General features: G+C 64.0%; 17 protein-coding genes. 5 read left to right on the top strand and 12 right to left on the bottom strand.

Going from position 1 to position 20,593, the window contains the following annotated elements; translation table 11 throughout:
• Nucleotides 1-3 precede the first annotated feature (3 nt).
• The 3 genes from B0W80_RS25640 to B0W80_RS25630 are packed head-to-tail and all read right to left on the bottom strand — an operon-like array spanning nucleotide 4 to nucleotide 3,972.
• Nucleotides 4-1,179 (bottom strand): AAA family ATPase, encoded by a 1,176-nt coding sequence (locus B0W80_RS25640; RefSeq protein ID WP_256856687.1) that lies wholly within the window; start codon nucleotides 1,177-1,179, stop codon nucleotides 4-6.
• A 10-nt stretch (nucleotides 1,180-1,189) separates the two neighbouring features.
• Nucleotides 1,190-2,416 (bottom strand): restriction endonuclease subunit S, encoded by a 1,227-nt coding sequence (locus B0W80_RS25635; RefSeq protein ID WP_077001983.1) that lies wholly within the window; start codon nucleotides 2,414-2,416, stop codon nucleotides 1,190-1,192.
• Nucleotides 2,413-3,972: a type I restriction-modification system subunit M gene (locus B0W80_RS25630; protein WP_077001982.1), complete on the bottom strand. Its 1,560-nt coding sequence runs from the start codon at nucleotides 3,970-3,972 to the stop codon at nucleotides 2,413-2,415. Before B0W80_RS25630 ends, B0W80_RS25635 begins: the two co-directional genes overlap by 4 nt.
• A gap of 556 nt (nucleotides 3,973-4,528) precedes the next feature.
• On the opposite strand from B0W80_RS25630, the gene B0W80_RS25625 reads away from it, so the two are divergent.
• Nucleotides 4,529-5,452, top strand: coding sequence for a nuclease-related domain-containing protein (locus tag B0W80_RS25625; protein ID WP_143684784.1), 924 nt, complete (start codon nucleotides 4,529-4,531; stop codon nucleotides 5,450-5,452).
• A gap of 44 nt (nucleotides 5,453-5,496) precedes the next feature.
• On the opposite strand, the gene B0W80_RS25620 is transcribed toward B0W80_RS25625, so the two are convergent.
• The 9 genes from B0W80_RS25620 to B0W80_RS25580 form a co-directional block, all read right to left on the bottom strand.
• Complete coding sequence (locus B0W80_RS25620) at nucleotides 5,497-6,198, bottom strand: ABC transporter ATP-binding protein (protein WP_077001980.1); 702 nt, start codon at nucleotides 6,196-6,198, stop codon at nucleotides 5,497-5,499.
• Nucleotides 6,199-6,285: 87 nt separating this feature from the next.
• A complete protein-coding gene (locus B0W80_RS25615; RefSeq protein WP_077001979.1) occupies nucleotides 6,286-7,032 on the bottom strand; it encodes an ABC transporter ATP-binding protein in 747 nt (248 codons plus the stop codon).
• 46 nt (nucleotides 7,033-7,078) lie between these two features.
• A complete protein-coding gene (locus B0W80_RS25610; RefSeq protein WP_077001978.1) occupies nucleotides 7,079-8,035 on the bottom strand; it encodes a branched-chain amino acid ABC transporter permease in 957 nt (318 codons plus the stop codon).
• A 1-nt stretch (nucleotide 8,036) separates the two neighbouring features.
• Entirely contained in the window at nucleotides 8,037-8,909 is an 873-nt protein-coding gene (locus tag B0W80_RS25605; protein WP_077001977.1) for a branched-chain amino acid ABC transporter permease, read from the bottom strand.
• A gap of 219 nt (nucleotides 8,910-9,128) precedes the next feature.
• Nucleotides 9,129-10,298 (bottom strand): ABC transporter substrate-binding protein, encoded by a 1,170-nt coding sequence (locus B0W80_RS25600; protein ID WP_179107027.1) that lies wholly within the window; start codon nucleotides 10,296-10,298, stop codon nucleotides 9,129-9,131.
• A complete protein-coding gene (locus B0W80_RS25595; protein WP_077001976.1) occupies nucleotides 10,295-11,095 on the bottom strand; it encodes an alpha/beta fold hydrolase in 801 nt (266 codons plus the stop codon). Before B0W80_RS25595 ends, B0W80_RS25600 begins: the two co-directional genes overlap by 4 nt.
• Complete coding sequence (locus B0W80_RS25590; RefSeq protein ID WP_077001975.1) at nucleotides 11,092-12,660, bottom strand: benzoate-CoA ligase family protein; 1,569 nt, start codon at nucleotides 12,658-12,660, stop codon at nucleotides 11,092-11,094. The genes B0W80_RS25595 and B0W80_RS25590 overlap by 4 nt, the downstream gene beginning before the upstream one ends.
• Before the next feature lie 91 nt (nucleotides 12,661-12,751).
• Nucleotides 12,752-14,311, bottom strand: a complete 1,560-nt coding sequence (locus tag B0W80_RS25585) for a 3,4-dehydroadipyl-CoA semialdehyde dehydrogenase (RefSeq protein WP_077001974.1) — start codon at nucleotides 14,309-14,311, stop codon at nucleotides 12,752-12,754.
• A gap of 24 nt (nucleotides 14,312-14,335) precedes the next feature.
• Complete coding sequence (locus B0W80_RS25580) at nucleotides 14,336-14,803, bottom strand: DUF4863 family protein (protein ID WP_077001989.1); 468 nt, start codon at nucleotides 14,801-14,803, stop codon at nucleotides 14,336-14,338.
• A gap of 146 nt (nucleotides 14,804-14,949) precedes the next feature.
• On the opposite strand from B0W80_RS25580, the gene B0W80_RS25575 reads away from it, so the two are divergent.
• From B0W80_RS25575 to boxA, 4 genes are all read left to right on the top strand, one after another.
• A complete protein-coding gene (locus B0W80_RS25575; RefSeq protein WP_077001973.1) occupies nucleotides 14,950-15,894 on the top strand; it encodes a helix-turn-helix transcriptional regulator in 945 nt (314 codons plus the stop codon).
• A 142-nt stretch (nucleotides 15,895-16,036) separates the two neighbouring features.
• Nucleotides 16,037-17,707, top strand: a complete 1,671-nt coding sequence (boxC, locus tag B0W80_RS25570; protein ID WP_077001972.1) for a 2,3-epoxybenzoyl-CoA dihydrolase — start codon at nucleotides 16,037-16,039, stop codon at nucleotides 17,705-17,707.
• A 28-nt stretch (nucleotides 17,708-17,735) separates the two neighbouring features.
• The gene (boxB, locus tag B0W80_RS25565) at nucleotides 17,736-19,163 is read left to right on the top strand and encodes a benzoyl-CoA 2,3-epoxidase subunit BoxB (RefSeq protein WP_077001971.1); all 1,428 of its coding nucleotides are present in this window, start codon (nucleotides 17,736-17,738) and stop codon (nucleotides 19,161-19,163) included.
• Nucleotides 19,164-19,303: 140 nt separating this feature from the next.
• A complete protein-coding gene (gene boxA / locus B0W80_RS25560; protein WP_077001970.1) occupies nucleotides 19,304-20,593 on the top strand; it encodes a benzoyl-CoA 2,3-epoxidase subunit BoxA in 1,290 nt (429 codons plus the stop codon).

Here is a 20,593-nt window from a genome sequence, read left to right as displayed (position 1 = left end):
TGGTCAGGCGCCCTCTGGCTGCCAAAAGGCATGCTTGAACTTCAGATGATCCAACAGCAGCTTGACCGCCGCACCCTCAGCCGGTGTGGGCTGCGCGACGGCTTCATTGGAGAGGGTGCTGTGGCTGGTGAAGTGGATGATGCGGCTGTAGTACAGCTGCTTGTCATCCGGCAGAAGCTCCGACCACCTCGGGTAACCCAAGAAGCTGGCCGTCTTCTCGTAGAGATTGCGCAGCAACGTGAAGTGAAAGCGCTCGATCTTGCCGTCGGTAAAGGCCTGCTCAATGGTCTGCAGCAGGTGCAGATGATAGGAAAAACTCTTGTTGGAGTCGCCGTATTTCTCAGTGAGCGCGTAGCTGCCATCTGCAAAACGCTCGAGCATGTAGCAGACCTTATTATTGAGCTCATTGAACAGCAAGTTATAGAACAGCGGACTATGTGTGGCGATGATGAATTTTAGGTCGGAATTACTAGATTTGATCAGTCCAGCCAAATTAACCGCTACTTCGATGAGGTGGTTGTCGTCCAACGAGCTCACTGGGTCATCAATAAAAACGTATTTAATCTCATCAAATTGCCGAGTTTCACGACTCTCCGGCTCTGCGACATTGAGCACCGCAACGACTTGATCTAGAAGCGCATAAAAGACACTCCAGATGAAATTGCTTTCTTCCCCTTTGGAAATCTTTATTTTTCCTGAAAGCTCGTTGTCGCCGCGTTCAAGTGAAAAACTGACACTCGAAAAATCTTCGCTGAAATGCGGAGTCAGCTTGTCACTTGTGTAGCGCTGGAAGTACTTAATGATGTTCCCGTCTTGCCCCAAATCTTTAAGCAATGCGAGCAACCAATCCGTATAGGAGTTCGGCTGAATCCTCAGCTCAGGCTCGTCGCTGGGCGTCAAGCCATTCACCCAATAAAACAAGTCTTCCGTAAATGCGTTGTAGTAGAGGATCTTGTTGCGGGAAGCCTCGACTTGATTAGCGCCCCCATCGTCATTTGGGTTAGGGGCCAGCGCCTTCTTAAACTCACGTGAGAGACGCGTCTTGCCCGTGCCATTGAAGGCATAGATAAGCTGAACCTTTGGAGGCGGTTTTGTCTCTTCTACTATTTTCGTCGTTTCTGGTACAGTTCTCTGAACCGTCTTCGCTTTACTCAGCTGTTCCGCGATATCCTTGAGCATTTGGCCCATCTTACGCCTCTGTCTCTTTTGCGTTGGGAAAGCTAAAAAGCAATTTGCGGTAATACTCGTACTGCTCTTGGCGCAACTCGAGTTCGTGGAGCAAGCCTTCGGTAACAGAGTTAGTCACGGTGTCGAACTTGTCGAGGATAGCGACGATTCTGGCTTGCTCGGTCAGTGACTGCTCGGGATTGTCAGGAAAAGGGACCGGTATCTCAACCCTGGAGATGCCATCGACCAATAACCTTTTCACTTTTCCGCGCGAAACACGCTTTGCTTTCTGGTCTATGAATGCATTGGTCTGCATGGCGTAGGCAATGAACTTGGGGTTCATGGCATGACGAAATGCGTAGCTGTCGTCATGGATGGCTACACTGTTTTTGCCGATCCAGGCAACAGCTTTACCAACATCTTCAACAGTCTCTCCGACACCCGTCATGATGACGTCACCAGTTAACGCGTAGCGCAGAGACTTTTCCATGTCGAGCCGAACTTTGGAAAAGGCGCGATCGGTCCACGCACCGTACCGGGTGTAGATCTCGCCGTAATGGATCACATCGATGCCATCGTCGACGAAATCGGCTTTTGTGAAACGCTTACCCCGAATGAATTCACCGATCTCACCGAGCTGCCTCCACGCGACCCCGCCATGTGGAAAACTCAACAACCAATCTCGATAGTGATCATACTGTTTTTTTCGAGCGTTCAGTTCGGCGTTCAGTTCGGCAGTCAGTTCGCCGGTCAGTTCGGTGAAGGCGTCCAAGATGCGAACGATTTCAGCTTGAATTCCGAGCGATTTTTCTGGGTTATCTGGGCAGGGTATGGGGATTTTTAGCTTCTCAACGGCAGCTATCGACAAGCGCGGAATACTTGCCCTACGAACCTGGGAAGAAATCTCGTGTTGCTTCGTTTGGAGAAAGTGATACAGGTACTTACTATTGAGGGAATTGCTTCCCGGAAAAAAATATACGTCGTCTGCCGCCCAGAAAGCAGCTTTGCTAAAATCAATGTCGCCTGCAGCGCCAGCAACAACTATAAAAGTCGACCCTGCTGGAGCATTGCTCTCATGGTAGTAACCGAGCGGCTTAGTGCTATTTTGATAGACGGCATAACTGCCCACTTCCTCTAATTGACTTTTGACAAGTCTTTTTCCGCGCTTCGGCGTGATCAATTTGCCTAACTCGAAACACTCGGCTGCAACCCCGTTCAAAAGTTTCTCTAAGAAGTTCGCGACACTCATGCCTCCAGCTCCCGGCCTTCAATCTCTGCAACGATGGCATCAATGTCCTTGCGCAACCGGTCGATTTTGGTCACGGTGGTTTTCAGGCTTGCATTGAGTTCGACAATGTCCGCCGCCTCGCGGGTATCCTTGGTTTCGACATAACTGCTGACCGACAGGTTGTAGTCGTTGGCTGCCACAAGTTCCAAGGACACGGACTTGGCAAAGTTGTCGATATTCGCCTTGCTGTCGAACACCGCCATGATTTGCTCGATGTGCGAATCCTGCAGCGCGTTGTTATTGGGTTCCTTTTTGAACAACCCGCTGGCGTCGATGAACTGGGTACTGGTATCTTGCTTGTTCTTTGCCAAGACCAAGATCGTCACGGCTATGGTGGTGCCAAAGAACAGATTCGGCGCGAGCGAAATCACGCTCTCCACATAGTTGTTGTCCACCAGATACTGACGAATCTTCTGCTCGGCCCCGCCCCGGTAGAAGATGCCAGGGAAACACACAATGGCCGCTCGCCCCTTGGCCGAGAGGTAGTTCAGCGCGTGCAGCACAAAGGCAAAGTCGGCCTTGGATTTCGGGGCTAGCACGCCAGCCGGAGCAAAGCGCTCATCGTTGATCAGCGTAGGATCGTCGCTGCCGATCCACTTCACCGAATACGGCGGGTTTGAGACGATGGCGTCGAAGGGCCGGTCGTCGGCAAAGTGCGGCTCTTCAAGCGTGTTTCCCAGCTGGATGTGGAACTTGTCGTAGTTCACGTTGTGCAAGAACATGTTCATCCGCGCTAGGTTGTACGTGGTGTGGTTGATTTCTTGCCCAAAGAAGCCGTCTTCAATTAAGTGCTGGTCGAAGTGTTTCTTGGCTTGCAGCAGCAGCGAACCTGAGCCGCAGGCGGGGTCGTAGATCTTGTTGATGCTGGTCTGGGCGTGCATCGCCAGCTGCGCGATCAGCTTGGAAACCTGCTGCGGCGTGAAGAACTCGCCGCCTGACTTGCCAGCGTTGGCGGCGTAGTTGGAGATCAGAAACTCGTATGCGTCGCCGAACAGGTCGATGTGGCTGGCATCGAAGCCACCGAAGTCCAGCTCCGCCACTCCCTTTAGCACTTTGGCCAGACGTTCGTTCTTGTCTTTGACGGTGTTGCCCAGTCGATTGCTGGTGGTGTCGAAGTCAGCAAACAGGCCCTTGATGTCCAGCTCCGACGGGTAGCCGCTGGCCGAGGCCTCGATGGCCTTGAAGATGTTTGCCAGGTCTGTGTTCAGACTCTCGTTGGTGTTGGCGTTGGCTGCGACGTTGACGAACAGCTGGCTGGGGTAGATGAAGTAGCCCTTGGTCTTGATGGCGTCGTCTTTGGCCGCCTCTATGTTCTCGTCATCATCCGCCATGGCGGCGTACTCCACGTTGGCGTCACCACCAGTGATGTAGTCGATGAAGTTCTCGCTGATGAAGCGATAGAACAAGGTGCCAAGCACATATTGCTTGAAATCCCAGCCGTCGACGGCTCCGCGCACGTAATTGGCGATGTCCCAAATCTTCCGCTGTAGTGCGGCACGTTGTTGAGTGCTTGTCATGTTTCCTTAAGGAAGGCCTAGCAAATGGGAGACCGTGGAGTTGTGAGTTGTGGTGCTAACGCTACTGTCGGCGGTTGGCTTATGGCGCCAGTCTGAGCAGTGAAGGCGCTCCCTCTCTAAATGCCAAAAGCTTGCTGCAGGCCGCACGGGCGAAGCCCATCTTTGGTCAGATTATCAGCGCTGTGGCCCCCAATCCGGCGGTGCGTGCTAGCCAAGGGCTGGCACGCTGAACCCAGCCGTTGGCGGCAATTCAACGAGCCTTATGCACGATCGAGAACGGCAAGGCCTCGCTGACTCGGGCGACCGGTTCTGAAGTCCGCGGTCGTTGGGCGGGCCAGGCAAGACCGACAGCAACCAGTCCATTGGCGGTCATGCAGAACAACCGCACTGTGGCAGCGCTATCCTTGCACCGCCCTAGTCGCGACGCAGGTGAACAGGAGGAGAACATTGCGGTCGACAGTAATCAAGCGTGCTTTGAAAGTAATTTTGTAGAGCCATGCATGCGCAGTGCAAGCGCCCCATCGAACGTTGTGATGCAACAGAGGAGGAATATTTGATGAGCGAGATCGCCGAGCAAATCGCACTCATCGCTGCCCTGCTAGCTACCAGCTTCGTCGGACCCGCCGTGGCAATCGGTTTTCTCATCGTGCGCAAACGACGCGCCAGGGCGAGACGCAGGTCGCCTGTTGCGATCGACCTGCTACGCAGCCCAGGACACACGCTGCGGGAGCAACTCGACGACATGGGGATCGACGTGTTGTCTGATGTTTTTCTCTTGATGTTCGTGCCCTTGTTGGCGCTTGCCATCTTCCTCGCGCAAAGCCACCTCAGGGGCTTAGACGGAATGACGCGCATCGGGACAATCTACGCCGCATCCGTGCTGATCTTCATGGCAATCATGGTGCGAGCGCTCTGGAAGAAGGGAGTGCGGATCGACGGACTCAAAGCCGGCTATGACGCCGAGCTTGCAGTCGGGCAGGAGCTGGATCAACTGATGCGCCAAGGCGCCTTCGTGTTCCACGACTTTCCCGCCAGCAACTTCAACATCGATCATGTGGTGATCGCCGTCGAAGGCATTTTTGCGGTGGAGACAAAGGGCTTCACCAAGCCCAACCGCGGGCAGGGAAGGGCCGATGCGACTGTGAGCTTTGACGGGAAAGCCCTTAAGTTTCCGACCTGGGCGACCAAGGAACCGTTGGACCAGGCCGAGCGACAGGCCGACTGGCTAGCAAAGTGGTTGACCAGTGCGACCGGCAGCCCGATGCATGTGCTGCCGGTCCTGGCGTTGCCGGGCTGGTACGTTGAACTCAGTGGCCGGGGCAACGTCAGCGTCTACAGCGGTAGGCAGTTGGCTCAGTTGTTGAGGTCACGGGGTGCGCAACCTCTGACCGACCAAGATGTTCAACGCGTCGTGCATCAAGTGGAGCAGCGCTGCCGGACGGTCGCGGCGAAGTACGCCGAAAACAAGAAAGCGTCTTGAGGGAGCACCGTTCATTCACGAACGGGTGCTGCGTTGCTTGCGTTTCAAACCCCCAACAACTCTTCTAACACCTTAGGCTCAGCCAACAACCCAGCCGAAGGCCCCTGCCGAACAATCCGCCCCTTCTCCATCACCACAGCCTTCTCCGTATTCCCCAACACCTTCCGCCAATCCCGATCCACGATCAGCGTCGCAATCCCCGTAGCCCGAATCTCCCCGATCACCCGCCAGATCTCCGCCACGATCAGCGGCGCCAGCCCCTCGGTCGCCTCATCCAAAATCAACAACCGCGGATTCGTCATTAGCGCCCGCCCGATCGACAGCATCTGCTGCTCCCCACCCGACAGCTGCTGCCCGCCATGCGACAGCCGCTCGGTCAGCCGCGGAAAGGTGGTCATCACGCGGTCGAAGGTCCACTCGCGCTTGCCGTCGACGCCGGCCCGCGCGCTCATCACCAGGTTCTCGCGCACCGACAGGTTCGGAAAAATCCCTCGCCCTTCCGGCACGTAGCCGATGCCGCGTCGCGCCATCTTCTCGGGCGCCCAGCCGGTCACGTCCTGCGCGTCCATCTTCACGCGGCCCGAGGCGGGCCGCACGTAGCCCATCAGCGAGCGAATCAGCGTGGTCTTGCCCATGCCGTTGCGGCCGAGCAGGCCGACGGAGGTGGCTGCGGGCAGTGATACGTCGACGCCGCGCAGGATGTGGCTGTCGCCGTAATAAGTGTTCAGGCCTTCGATCTGCAGCATGTCAGCGCCCGCCCGGCCGCCCGAAGGGCGATGAGAGCCCCCTCGGGGGGCGGCGATACACGAAGTGATGAGCGTGGGGGTTTTTCATCAATGGTCCTCGCCCAAGTAGGCGGTGCGCACTTCGGGGTTCACGCGGATCGACGCCGGGTCGCCGGTCGCGATGACGGTGCCGTTGACCATCACGGTGATGCGGTCGGCGATGCGGAACACGGCGTCCATGTCGTGCTCCACCAGCAGGATCGCGTGGGTGGTCTTCAGGTTGGCCAGCAGGGTCAGCATGCGTTCGGTTTCCTCGGCGCCCATGCCGGCGAGGGGCTCGTCGAGCAGCAGCACGCGGGGCTTGGTGGCCAGGCACATGGCCACTTCGAGCTGGCGCTTGGCGCCGTGGCTCAAGGTGCCGGCGACGCGGGCGGCCACGTTGGCCAGGCCTGCGGCTTCCAGCGCCTCGCGCGCGGCGGCGTTGCTGTCGGTGCAGCTTTCCGACGACTGCCAGATGGCCCACGGGCGCGGGCTGTTGGCCTGCGCGGCGAGGCGGCAGTTCTCGAGCACGGTGAACTCGGGGAAGATGGTGGTGCGCTGGTAGCTGCGGCCCACGCCGGCCAGTGCGCGGCGGAATTGCGCGCGGCTCGTGATGTCTTCGCCGTCGAGCGTGATGCGGCCTTCGGATGCATCGATCTCGCCGGAGAGCATGTTGATCAGCGTCGACTTGCCCGCGCCGTTGGTGCCGATGACCGCATGCACTTCGCCCAGGTGCAGGTCGAGCGTCACCTTGTTCACCGCGACCAGGCCGCCGAAGCGACGGGTCAGCGTTTCGACCGCCAACAGCTTGGTCATGTCGCACCTCCGGCTGCGGCGTTCGCGTTGAGTGCGGATCGGCCGTTCATGCCGTGGCCTCCTTCTTGGGCGCCAGCCGTACGCGCAGCCCGACGATGCCCTTGGGCAGCAGCGCGACGAAGGCGATGATCGACAGGCCCAGCGTCAGCTGCCAGTGGTCGGCCAGCGGCCCGACGATGGCGTGCGTGGACAGCAGCTCCTTCAGCAGCGTGAAGGCGACGGCACCGATCACCGCACCGCGCAGGTGGCCCAGGCCACCCAGGATGATCATCAGCAGCACTTCGCCCGAGTTGTGCCAGGCCAGCAGCTCGGGGTTGACCACGCCGTCGCGCGACGCGACCAGGAAGCCGGCCAGCCCGGCCAGCGCACCCGCGAGCACGAAGGCCGCGAGCTTGTAGCCGTACACGGGGAAGCCCGCCGCGCGCATGCGTTGTTCGTTGACGCGGATGCCGGCCAGCGCGGCGCCGAAGCGCGAGCGGCGGATCAGCGCGAGCAGGCCGTAGGTGAAGATCAGCGCGCCCAGCACGAAGTAGAACTGCACCTTGGCGTTGTCCATGTCCAGCGGGCCCAGCACGGGGCGGATGTACATGTAGATGCCGTCGCTGCCGCCGCCCACGGGCGTGTCGTGAAAGACGAAGTAGGCCATCTGCGCGAAGGCCAGCGTGACCATGATGAAGTACACGCCGCGCGTGCGCAGGCTCAGCGCGCCGGTGATCAGCGCGTAGCCGGCGGCGCAACCCATGGCCAGCGGCAGCAGCAGCGCGATGTTGCCGCCTTCCTTGCCCGACGCCAGCACGGTCGTATAGGCGCCGATGCCGTAGAAGGCCGCATGGCCCAGGCTCACCAGGCCGGTCATGCCGACCAGCAGCTCGAGGCTCAGCGCGAAGATGGAAAGGATCATCACCTTGACGACCAGGTCGCCGAGGTAGGGTCCGAGAAAAGGCCCGATGGCCGCGAGCGCGATGGCGCCGACGAGCGGCAGGTAGTGCGACAAGCTCTTCATGTCAGGTCTTTCGGCCCATCAGACCTTCGGGGCGCCAGATCAGGATGACGGCCATGAGCACATAGATGCCCATGCCCGCCAGCTCGGCGAAGAACACCTTGCCGAAGGTGTCGACGAAGCCCACGAGCAGCGACGCGACCAGCGCGCCGGTGATGGAGCCGATGCCGCCGATCACCACCACCACGAAGCAGATGATGAGCACGCTCGCGCCCATGTTCGGATACACCGACGACATGGGCGCCGCGATCATGCCGGCCAGCGCAGCGAGCGCCACGCCGGCCGCGAAGACGATGCGGTACAGCTGCCGGATGTCGATGCCCAGGCCGCGCACCATGTCGCGGTTGCTGGCGCCGGCGCGGATCATCATGCCGAGCCGCGTGCGATTGACCACGTAATACAAGCCGACTGCGAGCACGATGCACGCGGCCGACGCGAAGAGGCGATACCACGGGTAGCTCATCAAGCTGCCCAGCGCGAAGCTGCCGCTCAGCCACGACGGCACCGGCACGCCGTGCACGTCGTTGCCCACCAGCAGCGAGCGCAGTTCCTCGAAGACGAGGATCAGGCCATAGGTCATCAGCACCTGCTGCAAGTGGTCGCGCTGATACAGGTAGCTGAAGAAGGCCCACTCCAGCACGTAGCCGAAGATCGCAGTCAGCACCACGCCGGCCAGCAGCATGAAGATGAACTGATTGCCGAACAGCGGCGCGAGCGCGAACGCCATGTACGCGCCGATCATGTAGAAGCTGCCGTGGGCCAGGTTGATCACGCCCATGATCCCGAAGATCAGCGTGAGCCCCGAAGCCACCAGGAACAACAGAAGCCCGTACTGAACCGAGTTCAGGCACTGGACGAGAAAGGTACCGAAGTCCACGGCAATCTCAGCTTTCCGAAAAAAGAGCGGGCGAAGCACCGCGACAGTCGGGGAACACCGCGGAACCGGCTTCGCCGGGCCGCTGGTGTTGCCCCCGGAGAGGGGGTTGGCGGACCACACGAAGTGGGGGAGCCTGGGGGAGAGCCAATGCTCCGGGCCGCTGGTGTCGCCCCTCGAGGGGGAGTCGAGCTACACGCAGTGAGCGAGGTACGGGGTGGACTACATCTTGCAGCCGCGGGCGGGGTCGGCGAGACCCTTGACGGCCACGTTGACGACCTTGTTCTCCTTCCCATCCACCTTGCGCAGATAAATATCCTGCACCGGGTTGTGCGACTTGCCGATCGTGAACGCACCGCGCGGGCTGTCGATCTTGGCCTTCTCGATCGCAGCGGCGAACTCGGCCTTCTTCGTGATGTCGCCCTTGGTCGCGCCCAGGCCGATGGCGAGCATCTGCGCGGCGTCGTAGCCCTGCACCGCGTACACGTCGGGCTGCAGCTTGAACATCTTGGCGTACTCGGTGCGGAACTTGTTGTCGCGCGGGGTGTTGAGGCCGTCCGCGTAGTGCAGCGTGGTCAGCATGCCCTGGGCCGACTCGCCCTGTGCATCGAGCGTGCCGTCGGTCAAAAAGCCGGGGCCGTAGAGCGGGATGGTCTTGTTCAGGCCGGCCGCCGCATAGTCCTTGACGAACTTGACCGCACCGCCGCCCGCGTAGAACGAATACACCGCATCGGGCTTGGCCGCGGCGATCTCGGTGAGCAGCGCCTGGAACTCCACGTTCGGGAAGGGCACGGTCAGCTGCTTGAGCACCTTGCCGCCGCCTTTTTCGAAGCCTTCCTTGAAGCCGGCCACCGACTCGTCGCCGGCCGCGTACTTCCAGGTGATGGTCATCGCGGTCTTCTTGCCCTGCTTGGCCGCGACCTCGCCCATGGCGTAGGCCGGCTGCCAGTTCGAGAACGAGCTGCGGAAGATGTTCTGCGCGCACATCGGGCCGGTGACAGCGTCGGCGCCCGCGTTGGGCACGATGAGCACGGTGCCGCTTTCCTTCGCGGCCTTGGCCATGGCCATGGCCACGCCCGAGTGCACGGTGCCGATGATCACGTCGACGTTGTCGCGCTTGATCAGCTTGTTGACGTTGTCGGTGGCCTTGGCCGGATCGGATTCGTCGTCGACCTTGATGTACTCGATCTCGCGTCCGCCCAGCTTGCCGCCGTGCTCCTCGACGTTGAGCTTGAAGCCGTTTTCGATGGCGACGCCGAGCGCGGCGAAGGTGCCGCTGAAGGGCAGCATCAGGCCGACCTTGAGCTTGCCTTGTTGAGCATGGCCGAGCGTGGCGATGCAGGCCAGCGCCAGGGCGGTCAGCGTGCTGCGTGCGGCGGTGCGGGTAATCATGGAGAACTCCTGTCGTTGATGAATGAAACGGTGGCAACTATCGCTTTTTCGGGCTGGTCGCGATGCGGGGAATGCCCGCAGTCGGGGATTTCCACCAGCGCCGTTCCCGGTACGCGTGCAGCAATGCCGCGGATCTGCGCCAAGCTGCCGTACTCGTCGTCGATGCCCTGCATGGCGAGCACCGGACAGCGGATGGCGTCGAGCTCGGCCTCGATGTTCCAGTCGCGAAAGGGCGGGTGCAGCCAGATGCGGTTCCAGCCCCAGAAGGCCGAATCGACGTCGGCGTGGTAGCGGCCCAGCTTCTGCGGCAGGTCCGTTTCAAGGTAGGCCTGGCGCGCCAGTTCGATGTTGGCGACGGTCACGTCTTCCACGAAGATATGCGGCGCCAGCACCACCAGGCCGGCCACCTGGTCGGGGAAGCGCGAGGCATACAGCAGCGAGATCGATCCGCCGTCGCTGTGGCCGAAAAGCCAGGGCTTTTCGTCGAGGCCGATGGCGTCGAAGAATGCGGGCAGCACCTCGTGCGCCTGGCGGTGCATGAAGTCGACGTCCCAGAACTCGTCGGGCGCGCGGGGCGTCGATTGCCCGTAGCCCGGGCGCGAGAACGCCAGGCCGCGAAAGCCACCGGCCTCGCACAAGCGCTCGGGGAAGTCCTTCCACATCGCGATCGAGCCCAGGCCTTCGTGCAGAAAGACGACGAGGGGGGCGCCGACGCGGTCAGGGGCGATGCGCAGGTATTCGACGCGCACATCCTTCCCCCGCCAGCGGATGGCGGCGAATTCGGTCTGGGAGCTCACGCGGCCTTCTCCGGGGCACCCGACTTCTCGCGCTCGCGCAGGCGAAAGCGCTGGATCTTCCCGGTCGCCGTCTTCGGCAGCTCGTCGACGAACTCGATGAAGCGCGGGTACTTGTAGGGCGCGAGCCGCTCCTTGACGAAGCCCTTCAGCTCTTCGTCCGTCACCTGCTGCCCGGCCTTGCGCACCACGTACGCCTTGGTCTTGGTCAGCCCGTCGGCGTCTTCCTTGCCGATGACCGCGGCCTCGAGCACGGCCGGGTGCTGCATCAGCGTGGCCTCGACCTCGAAGGGCGAGACGTAGATGCCGCTGACCTTCAGCATGTCGTCGCTGCGGCCGGCATAGGTGTAGTAGCCGTCGGCGTCGCGGGAGTACTTGTCGCCGCTCTTGGTCCAGCCTTCGCGGAAGGTGTCGGCGCTCTTCTCGGGGTTGCCCCAGTACATGATCGCAGTGCTCGGGCCCTTGATGTACAGGTCACCCACTTCGCCGACCGGCACGGGCTGGCCGTCTTCGCCGCGCAGCTCGATCTCGTAGCCTTCCACCGGCCGGCCGGTGGTGCCGTAGCGGATGTCGCCGGGCCGGTTGGAGATGAAGATGTGCAGCATCTCGGTCGAGCCGATGCCGTCGATGATCTCGCAGCCGTAGTGCTGCTTGAAGCGCTGCGCCAGTTCGCCGGGCAGCGCCTCGCCGGCCGACGAACACATGCGCAGCGACACCGCGTCGCGCGCCGGCAGGTTGGGCGATGCGAGCATGCCTGCGAAGCCGGTCGGTGCGCCGAAGAAGACCGTCGGCTTGTGTTCGCTGGTCCAGCGCTTGAAGGTGGCGTCGGGCGTGGGCCGCTCGGCCATCAGCAGCACGGTCGCGCCGACCGACAGCGGGAAGGTCAAGCCATTGCCCAACCCATACGCGAAGTAGAGCTTGGCGGCCGAGAAGCACACGTCGTCTTCGGTGAGGCCCAGCACCGGCTTGCCGTACAGCTCTGCCGTCCACCACGGGTTGCCGTGCGTGTGAACCGTGCCCTTGGGCTTGCCGGTGGAGCCCGACGAATAGAGCCAGAAGGCGTGGTCGGTGGGCGCCGTCGCGGCGGGCTCTGCCAGCGGTGCCTGCGCAGCGAGCGCGGCTTCGAATTCCTGCGCGCCATCGGGCAAGTCACCGGTGGGCTGCGAGACGAACAAGGCCTGCAGCGCCTGGCCGCTCTTGCGCTGTGCATCGACCAGCGTGGACAGCAGCGCGCCCGATACGAGCGCGGCCTTCGCGCCGCTGTTGCCCAGCATGTAGCCGTAGTCCTCGGTGGTCAGCAGCGTGTTGACCGCCACCGGCACGGCGCCGGCATACAGCGCGCCCAGAAAGCTCACGGGCCAGTCGCTGGTGTCGAGCATCAGCAGCAGCACGCGGTCTTCGCGCTTCACGCCGGCGGCGAGCAGGGCGGCCGCCAGACGGCGCGCGCGCTCTTCGAGCTGGCCGTAGTTGAGCGTGCCGCGGTCGTCGACGTAGGCGGCTTTCTGCGCACGGCCGCGGTTGAGGGCGAACAGGTGTTCGGCGAAGTTGAATTGGGCGGGCAGGCTCATCGTGTGGTTCCTCGAATCACTTGTCTCTCGTCGTCTCTCGTCGTTGCGGTCTTCGTCTTCGTTTGGTCTTCGTTTCGTCTTCGCCCGCAGCTCAGCCCTGTGCCAGGCCGAGTTGGGCGAGCACGCCCGGCGCGGCTTGCACGGCGGCGCGGCGGTGGTAGAAGTCCAGCGCGCGAATTCCGCCCAGCTCGGCACCGCCGCCCGCGCGGCCCGGGCCGCCGTGCAGCGAATGCGGCATCACGTTGCCGTGGCCCGTGTGGGCCTGCGCCACGTCGGGCGTGATGACGTGCACGCGGCCATGGCTGGCGGCCAGCTGCACGGCGGCCTGGCCCAGCGCGGCCTCGTCGGCGCCGTAGATGGACGTGACCAGCGAACCCTGGCCGCGATGCGCCAGCGCGATCGCGTGGTCCAGGTCGCGGTAGGGCAGCAGCGTGGAGACGGGGCCGAAGACTTCGACGTCGTGCACCAACTGCGCCGCGTCGGCATCGCGCGCACCCAGCAGCACCGGGCCGATGCAGGCGGCGACATCCGGGTCGGCATCGACCAGCTTGGCCTGGCTGCCGTCGTGCAGCACGCTGGCCTGCGCCTTCAGCGCGTCCAGCCCTTCGCGCACCGCATGGAGCTGCGCCTTGCTCACCAGCGAGCCCATGCGCACGCTCTCGTTGCGCGGGTTGCCGACGGTGATGCCGGCGAGCTTGGCGCCGATCGCCTCGGCCGCCGCGTCGTAGAGCGATTCCGGCACCAGGATGCGGCGGATGGCCGTGCACTTCTGGCCCGACTTCACCGTCATCTCGCGCACCACCTCGCGCACCAGCAGCTTGAACGATTCGCTGTCGGCCGTGGCATCGGGCAGCAGCAGCGCGGAGTTCAGGCTGTCGGCTTCGATGTTGACGCGCACCGAGCGCTTCGTCACCGCGGCATGCGAGCGGATCACCGCGCCGGTGTCGGCCGAGCCGGTGAAGGACACCACGTCGAAGCCCTGCAGCTGGTCCATGAGCCCGGCCGAGCTGCCGCAGACGACCGACAGCGCACCGGCCGGCAGCACGCCGGCATCGACCACGTCGCGCACCATGCGCTGCGTGAGCCAGGCGGTGGCGGTGCCCGGCTTCACCATCACCGGCACGCCGGAGAGCAGGGCGGGCGCCGCCTTCTCCCACAGGCCCCACGATGGAAAGTTGAAGGCATTGATGAACAGCGCCACGCCGCGCGTCGGCACCTGCAGGTGCTGCGACTGGAACACGGGCTCTTTGCCCAGCTTGACCGCATCGCCGTCGCGCAGCGCATGCACGTCGCCGAGCGCATCGCCGCATTTGGCGTACTGGCCGATGGTGAAGATGCCGCCGTCGATGTCCACGGCCGAATCGTTCTTCACCGTGCCCGAGTTGGCGGTCGCGATCTCGTAGTAGGCATCGCGGTTGGCCTGCAGCACCTTGACGATGCCGGCCAGCAAGCCGGCGCGCTGCTTGTAGGTCATGGCACGCAGCGCCGCGCCGGCCGTGTCGCGGGCGAAGGCGAAGGCCTCGGCCAGGTCGAGCCCGGTCGCGTCGACGCGCACGAGTTCGTTGCCCAGCACCGGATCGAAGAGCGGCGTGCCGGCGCCGCTGCCGGCCTGCCAGCGGCCGGCGACGTAGTTGGAGAGAAGTTCGGTCATGGCGGTCTCGGGTCTGGGGTCTGGTCAGGACTTGGTGAACTGGATCTGGCCTTGGGGCAACAGATAGAGCACGAGTGCGCGGCCCTGGGCCACGGTCGGGTGGTGCGCCGAACCCGCCGGGTAGACGCACCAGCCCGCTGGCCGCCCGTCGAAAGTCGCATCGCCTTCCAGCGGCATGATCAGATCGATCTCGCCATTCGGATGCGTGTGGTGCGGGCCCGCGATGTCGCTCATGTCGACGACGTCGACCGAGAAGCCGGCCAGCGCCTCGTCGGGCTTGAAGGCGCGGCCATACTTGATGCCGCCGCCCTCGCGTTCGCACAGCCAGCCTTCGGCAGCGCCGTCGATGCAGGCCTGCTTCAGCCGCTCGTAGCTTTCGCTGCCGGGGCCGTGCACGGCGTTGAGCCAACGGTCGAGTTCGTCGTCGAGCGGGCGGCCGGCGATCTGGGTGGTCACGTCGGCGACGATCTGGTGGAAGCTTTCCTTGGACATCGTGGTGCTCATTCGTGGGTGGGAACTTGCGGCAAATCGCCGCGTGCAGTATCTTGCCTGTGCATGAACCATAAGCACCGACCGAAAAGGTGTCAAGCAATATAGTGCATATATGGTGTTTACCCTAGCCAGGAGGGCAGGACGACATGAATGACCGAGCCGAGGCGGTGTTGAGCGCACCGCCCGCAGATCCGACCCTTGCGGCAACGGCCGCTGCCGACGAAGCCAAGAACCCGCTGCTGGTGGCGCTGGGCGAGCGCGTGCGCAACCTGCGCGCGCGGCGCGGCCTCACCCGCAAGGCGGTGGCGCAGGCGGCCGAGGTGTCGGAGCGGCACCTGGCCAACCTCGAATACGGGATCGGCAATGCCTCGATCCTGGTGCTGCAGCAGGTGTCGACCGCGCTGCAATGTTCGTTGGCCGAGCTGGTCGGCGACGTCACCACCAGCTCGCCTGAATGGCTGCTGATCCGCGAGCTGCTCGAGCGCCGCAGCGAGGCCGAGCTGCGCCGCGCCCGCATCGCACTGGGCGAGCTGTTGGGCACCCCGGGTGGCGACGCGGCGCGGCACCGGCGCATCGCGCTGATCGGCCTGCGCGGCGCCGGCAAGTCCACGCTGGGCCAGATGCTGGCCGACGACCTCGACGTGCCTTTCATCGAGCTGAGCCGCGAGATCGAGAAGATGGCCGGCTGCAGCCTGCGCGAGATCCACGACCTGTACGGCACCAACGCCTACCGCCGCTACGAGCGCCGGGCGCTCGAAGAAACGGTGCAGATCTACAGCGAGGTGGTCATCGCCACGCCCGGCGGCATCGTCTCCGACCCGGCCACCTTCAACGAGCTGCTGACCCACTGCACCACCGTCTGGCTGCAAGCCGCACCCGAGGAGCACATGGGCCGCGTGGCCGCTCAGGGCGACACCCGCCCGATGGCGGCCAGCAAGGAAGCCATGGACGACCTGCGGCGCATCCTGGCCGGGCGGGCCGCCTTCTATTCCAAGGCCGACGTGAGCGTCGACACCGGCGGCAAGGACCTGGGCCAGGCCTTCCAGGCCCTGCGCACGGCGGTGCGCGCGGTCATGAGCCGGAGCGAGTGAACGGCCGCCGGAAGCCGGCGGTTGCAAAAAAGTTCATCAGGGGGTTGACGCACTCCAGAACATGCAAGATGATGCATGCCATGGCGAAGGCCAAATGCACTATTGTTCATTGACCCCACAGGCACCCCAAGGAGACCGCGACATGACCGAGACCGCTGCCCATCCCGCCCGCGTCGACTACCGCACCGACCCGACCCAATACCGCCACTGGAAGCTCAGCGTCGAGGGCCCCGTCGCCCGCCTGTCGCTCGATATCGCGGAAGACGGCGGCATTCGTCCCGGCTACAAGCTCAAGCTCAACAGCTACGACCTGGGCGTGGACATCGAACTCAACGACGCACTGAACCGCGTGCGCTTCGAGCACCCCGAAGTGCGCTCGGTCATCGTCACCAGCGGCAAGGACCGCATCTTCTGCTCGGGCGCCAACATCTTCATGCTGGGCGTCTCGAGCCACGCCTGGAAGGTCAACTTCTGCAAGTTCACCAACGAGACGCGCAACGGCATCGAAGATTCGTCGAAGCACTCGGGCCTGAAGTTCCTGGCGGCCGTCAACGGCGCCTGCGCCGGCGGCGGCTACGAGCTGGCCCTGGCCTGCGACGAAATCCTGCTGGTCGACGACCGCTCGTCGTCCGTCTCGCTGCCCGAAGTGCCGCTGCTGGGCGTGCTGCCCGGCACCGGCGGCCTGACCCGCGTCACCGACAAGCGCCACGTGCGCCATGACCTGGCCGACATCTTCTGCACCAGCGTCGAAGGAGTGCGCGGCCAGCGCGCGGTCGACTGGCGTCTGGTCGATGCCGTCGCGAAGCCGGCCCAATTCGCCGCCACCGTGCAGGAGCGCGCGGCCAAGCTCGGCGAAGGCAGCAAGCGCCCTGCCGGCGCCAAGGGCGTGAGCCTGACCCGCGTCGAGCGCGAAGACGGCGCCGACAGCATCCGTTATGAACACGTCACGGTCGAGATCGACCGCGCCCGCCGCACCGCCACGCTGACCGTCAAGGCACCCACCGGCGCGCAGCCCACCGACATCGCCGGCATCGAGGCCGCGGGTGTCGCCTGGTGGCCGCTCGCGATGGTGCGCCAGCTCGACGACGCCATCCTGAACCTGCGGACCAACGAACTCGACGTCGGCACCTGGCTGCTCAAGACCGAGGGCGATGCCCAGGCCGTGCTGGCCAGCGACCAGACCATGCTCGCCAACCAGGACCACTGGCTGGTGCGTGAAACCATCGGCGCGCTGCGCCGCACGCTGGCGCGCCTGGACGTGTCGTCGCGCAGCCTGTTCGCGCTGATCGAGGCCGGCTCCTGCTTCGCCGGCACGCTGGCCGAGATGGCCTTCGCGGCCGACCGCGCCTACATGCTGGCCCTGCCCGACGAGCCCGAGCGCGCGCCGAAGATCCAGCTCGACGAGTTCAACTTCGGCTTCTTCCCGATGGTCAACGACCAGAGCCGCCTGCAGCGCCGTTTCTACGAAGAAAGCGCGCCGCTCGAAGCCGCCCGCGCCGCCGCCGGCAAGCCGCTCGACGCCGACGAGGCGCTCAAGCTCGGCCTGGTCACGGCCGCGCCCGACGACATCGACTGGGACGACGAGATCCGCATCGCCATCGAGGAGCGCGCGGCCATGTCGCCCGACGCGCTGACCGGGCTCGAAGCCAACCTGCGCTTCGCCAGCCAGGAAAACATGCTGACCCGCATCTTCGGCCGGCTCACCGCCTGGCAGAACTGGATCTTCAATCGCCCGAACGCCGTCGGCGAGAAGGGTGCGCTGAAGGTCTACGGCACCGGCGAGAAGGCCGGCTTCGACCTCAACCGCGTCTGACCCACGGAACCCTTTGCAAGGAACAACGATGAGCACGATCAACTACAGCGAGAAGATCCCCAACAACGTCAACCTCGGCGAAGACCGCACGCTCCAGCGCGCGCTCGAAGGCTGGCAGCCCAACTTCATCAACTGGTGGGACGACGTCGGCCCCGAGGGCTCGACCAACCACGAGGTGTACCTGCGCACGGCGGTCAGCGTCGACCCGCAGGGCTGGGCCCAGTTCGGCCACGTGAAGATGCGCGACTACCGCTGGGGCATCTTCCTGAACCCGGGCGATGCCGCCCGCGAGATCCACTTCGGCGACCACAAGGGCGAGAAGGCCTGGCAGGACGTGCCCGGCGAACACCGCGCCAACCTGCGCCGCATCATCGTCACGCAGGGCGACACCGAGCCGGCGTCGGTCGAGCAGCAGCGCCACCTGGGCCTGACCGCGCCCAGCATGTACGACCTGCGCAACCTGTTCCAGATCAACGTGGAAGAGGGCCGCCACCTGTGGGCCATGGTCTACCTGCTGCACAAGCACTTCGGCCGCGACGGCCGCGAAGAAGCCGAGGCGCTCTTGCAGCGCACCTCGGGCGACGAGAACAACCCGCGCATCCTGGGCGCCTTCAACGAGAAGACGCCGGACTGGCTGGCCTTCTTCATGTTCACCTACTTCACCGACCGCGACGGCAAGTTCCAGCTGTCGGCCCTGGCCGAGAGCGCCTTCGACCCGCTCGCGCGCACCACGAAGTTCATGCTCACCGAAGAAGCGCATCACATGTTCGTGGGCGAAAGCGGCGTCTCGCGCGTGCTGAGCCGCACCGCGCAGGTGATGAACGAGCTCAAGACCGACGACCCGGCCAAGGTGCGCGCGGCCGGCGCGATCGACCTGGGCACCATCCAGCGCTACCTGAACTTCCACTACAGCGTCACCATCGACCTCTTCGGCGCCGACCAGTCGAGCAACGCCGCCATCTTCTACAGCTCGGGCCTGAAGGGCCGCTACGAAGAAGGCAAGCGCACCGACGACCACGTGCTCAAGGGCCAGACCTACAAGGTGCTCGAAGTGCAGAACGGCCAGCTGCAAGAGAAGGAAGTGCCGATGCTCAACGCGCTCAACGAAGTGCTGCGCGACGACTTCATCAAGGACTCGGTGGCCGGCGTGAGCCGCTGGAACAAGGTGCTCGAGAAGGCCGGCATCCCGACGCGCCTGACCGTGCCGCACAAGGCCTTCAATCGCCAGATCGGCGCGCTCGCCGGCATCAAGATGTCGCCCGAAGGCCGCGTGGTGAACGAAGCCGAATGGGCCGCCAAGAAGGACGAATGGCTGCCGACCGGCGAAGACTTCGCCTTCGTGGCATCGTTGATGGGCCGCGTGGTCGACCCCGGCAAGTTCGCCGGCTGGATCGCACCGCCGGTGATGGGCATCAACCGCCAGCCGGTGGATTTCGAGTACGTTCGCTTCGGTTGACCCGGAAACTCCCTCTCCCCCCGGGGAGAGGGCGGGGTGAGGGGGCGGCGTGCCCACGACCAACGCCGCGCCCTCACCCAACCCTCTCCCCGAGGGGAGAGGGCTCGAGACGAGCGCATTGCGCGCTCCAGGAGAACTACATGGACATGGCCACCATCCAAGTCGGCGTCATCAAGCAGCACCTGATCGACCCCGAGATCTGCATCCGCTGCAACACCTGCGAGGCGACCTGCCCCGTCGACGCCATCACGCACGACGACCGCAACTACGTGGTGCGGGCCGACGTGTGCAACGGCTGCATGGCCTGCATCTCGCCGTGCCCGACGGGCTCGATCGACAACTGGCGCACCATGCCCGTGGCCCGTGCCTATTCCATCGAAGAGCAGCTCACCTGGGACGAACTGCCCGCTGAACTCAGCCCCGAGCAGCTCGAAGCCGAGGGCGTGGCCTCCGCCGACGAGGTGGTGATCCAGGCGCAGGCCCAGCCCGCCGCATCGCCGCAGCCCGCCGCCGCGCCCGGCGAGGTGCCCTTCAACTCCGCGCAGTACGGCGCCACCGTGCCCCCGTGGTCGGCCGCGCACGCGTACACCAACCTGTTCCCGCCGAAGACGCCCACCACCGCGACCGTGGTCGGCAACTTCAACTGCACCGAGGCCGGCTACGAGAACCAGACGCACCACATCGTGCTGGACTTCGGCGCCATGCCCTTCCCGGTGCTCGAAGGCCAGTCGATCGCGATCATCCCGCCCGGCACCGATGCCAACGGCAAGGCGCATTTCGCGCGCCAGTACTCCATCGCCAGCCCTCGCAACGGCGAGCGGCCCGGCTACAACAACATCTCGCTCACGGTGAAGCGCGTGCTGCAGGACCACCAGGGCAACCCGGTGCGCGGCGTCGCCAGCAACTACGTGTGCGACCTCAAGGTGGGCGACAAGGTCCAGGTCATCGGCCCCTTCGGCAGCTCCTTCCTGATGCCGAACCATCCCAAGTCGCACATCGTGATGATCTGCACCGGCACCGGCAGCGCACCCATGCGCGCCATGACCGAATGGCGCCGGCGCCTGCGCAAGAGCGGCAAGTTCGAGGGAGGCAAGCTCATGCTCTTCTTCGGCGCGCGCACGCAGCAGGAGCTGCCGTACTTCGGCCCGCTGCAGAACCTGCCCAAGGACTTCATCGACATCAACTTCGCCTTCTCGCGCACGCCGGGCCAGCCCAAGCGCTACGTGCAGGACGCGATGCGCGAACGCGCCGCCGACCTCGTCGCGCTGCTGAAGGATGGGCAAAGCCACATCTACGTGTGCGGCCTGAAGAGCATGGAAGAGGGCGTGGTGCTGGCACTGCGCGATGTGGCGGTGGAAGCCGGTCTCGACTGGGACACCGTCGGTGCCTCGCTCAAGCGCGAAGGCCGTTTGCACCTGGAGACCTATTGA

Origin of the sequence: Variovorax sp. KK3, assembly GCF_001984055.1 — a bacterium.
Lineage (GTDB): Bacteria > Pseudomonadota > Gammaproteobacteria > Burkholderiales > Burkholderiaceae_C > Variovorax.
The sequence above is the reverse complement of the archived record's forward strand: the minus strand, read 5'-3'. Positions and strand labels throughout refer to the sequence as shown.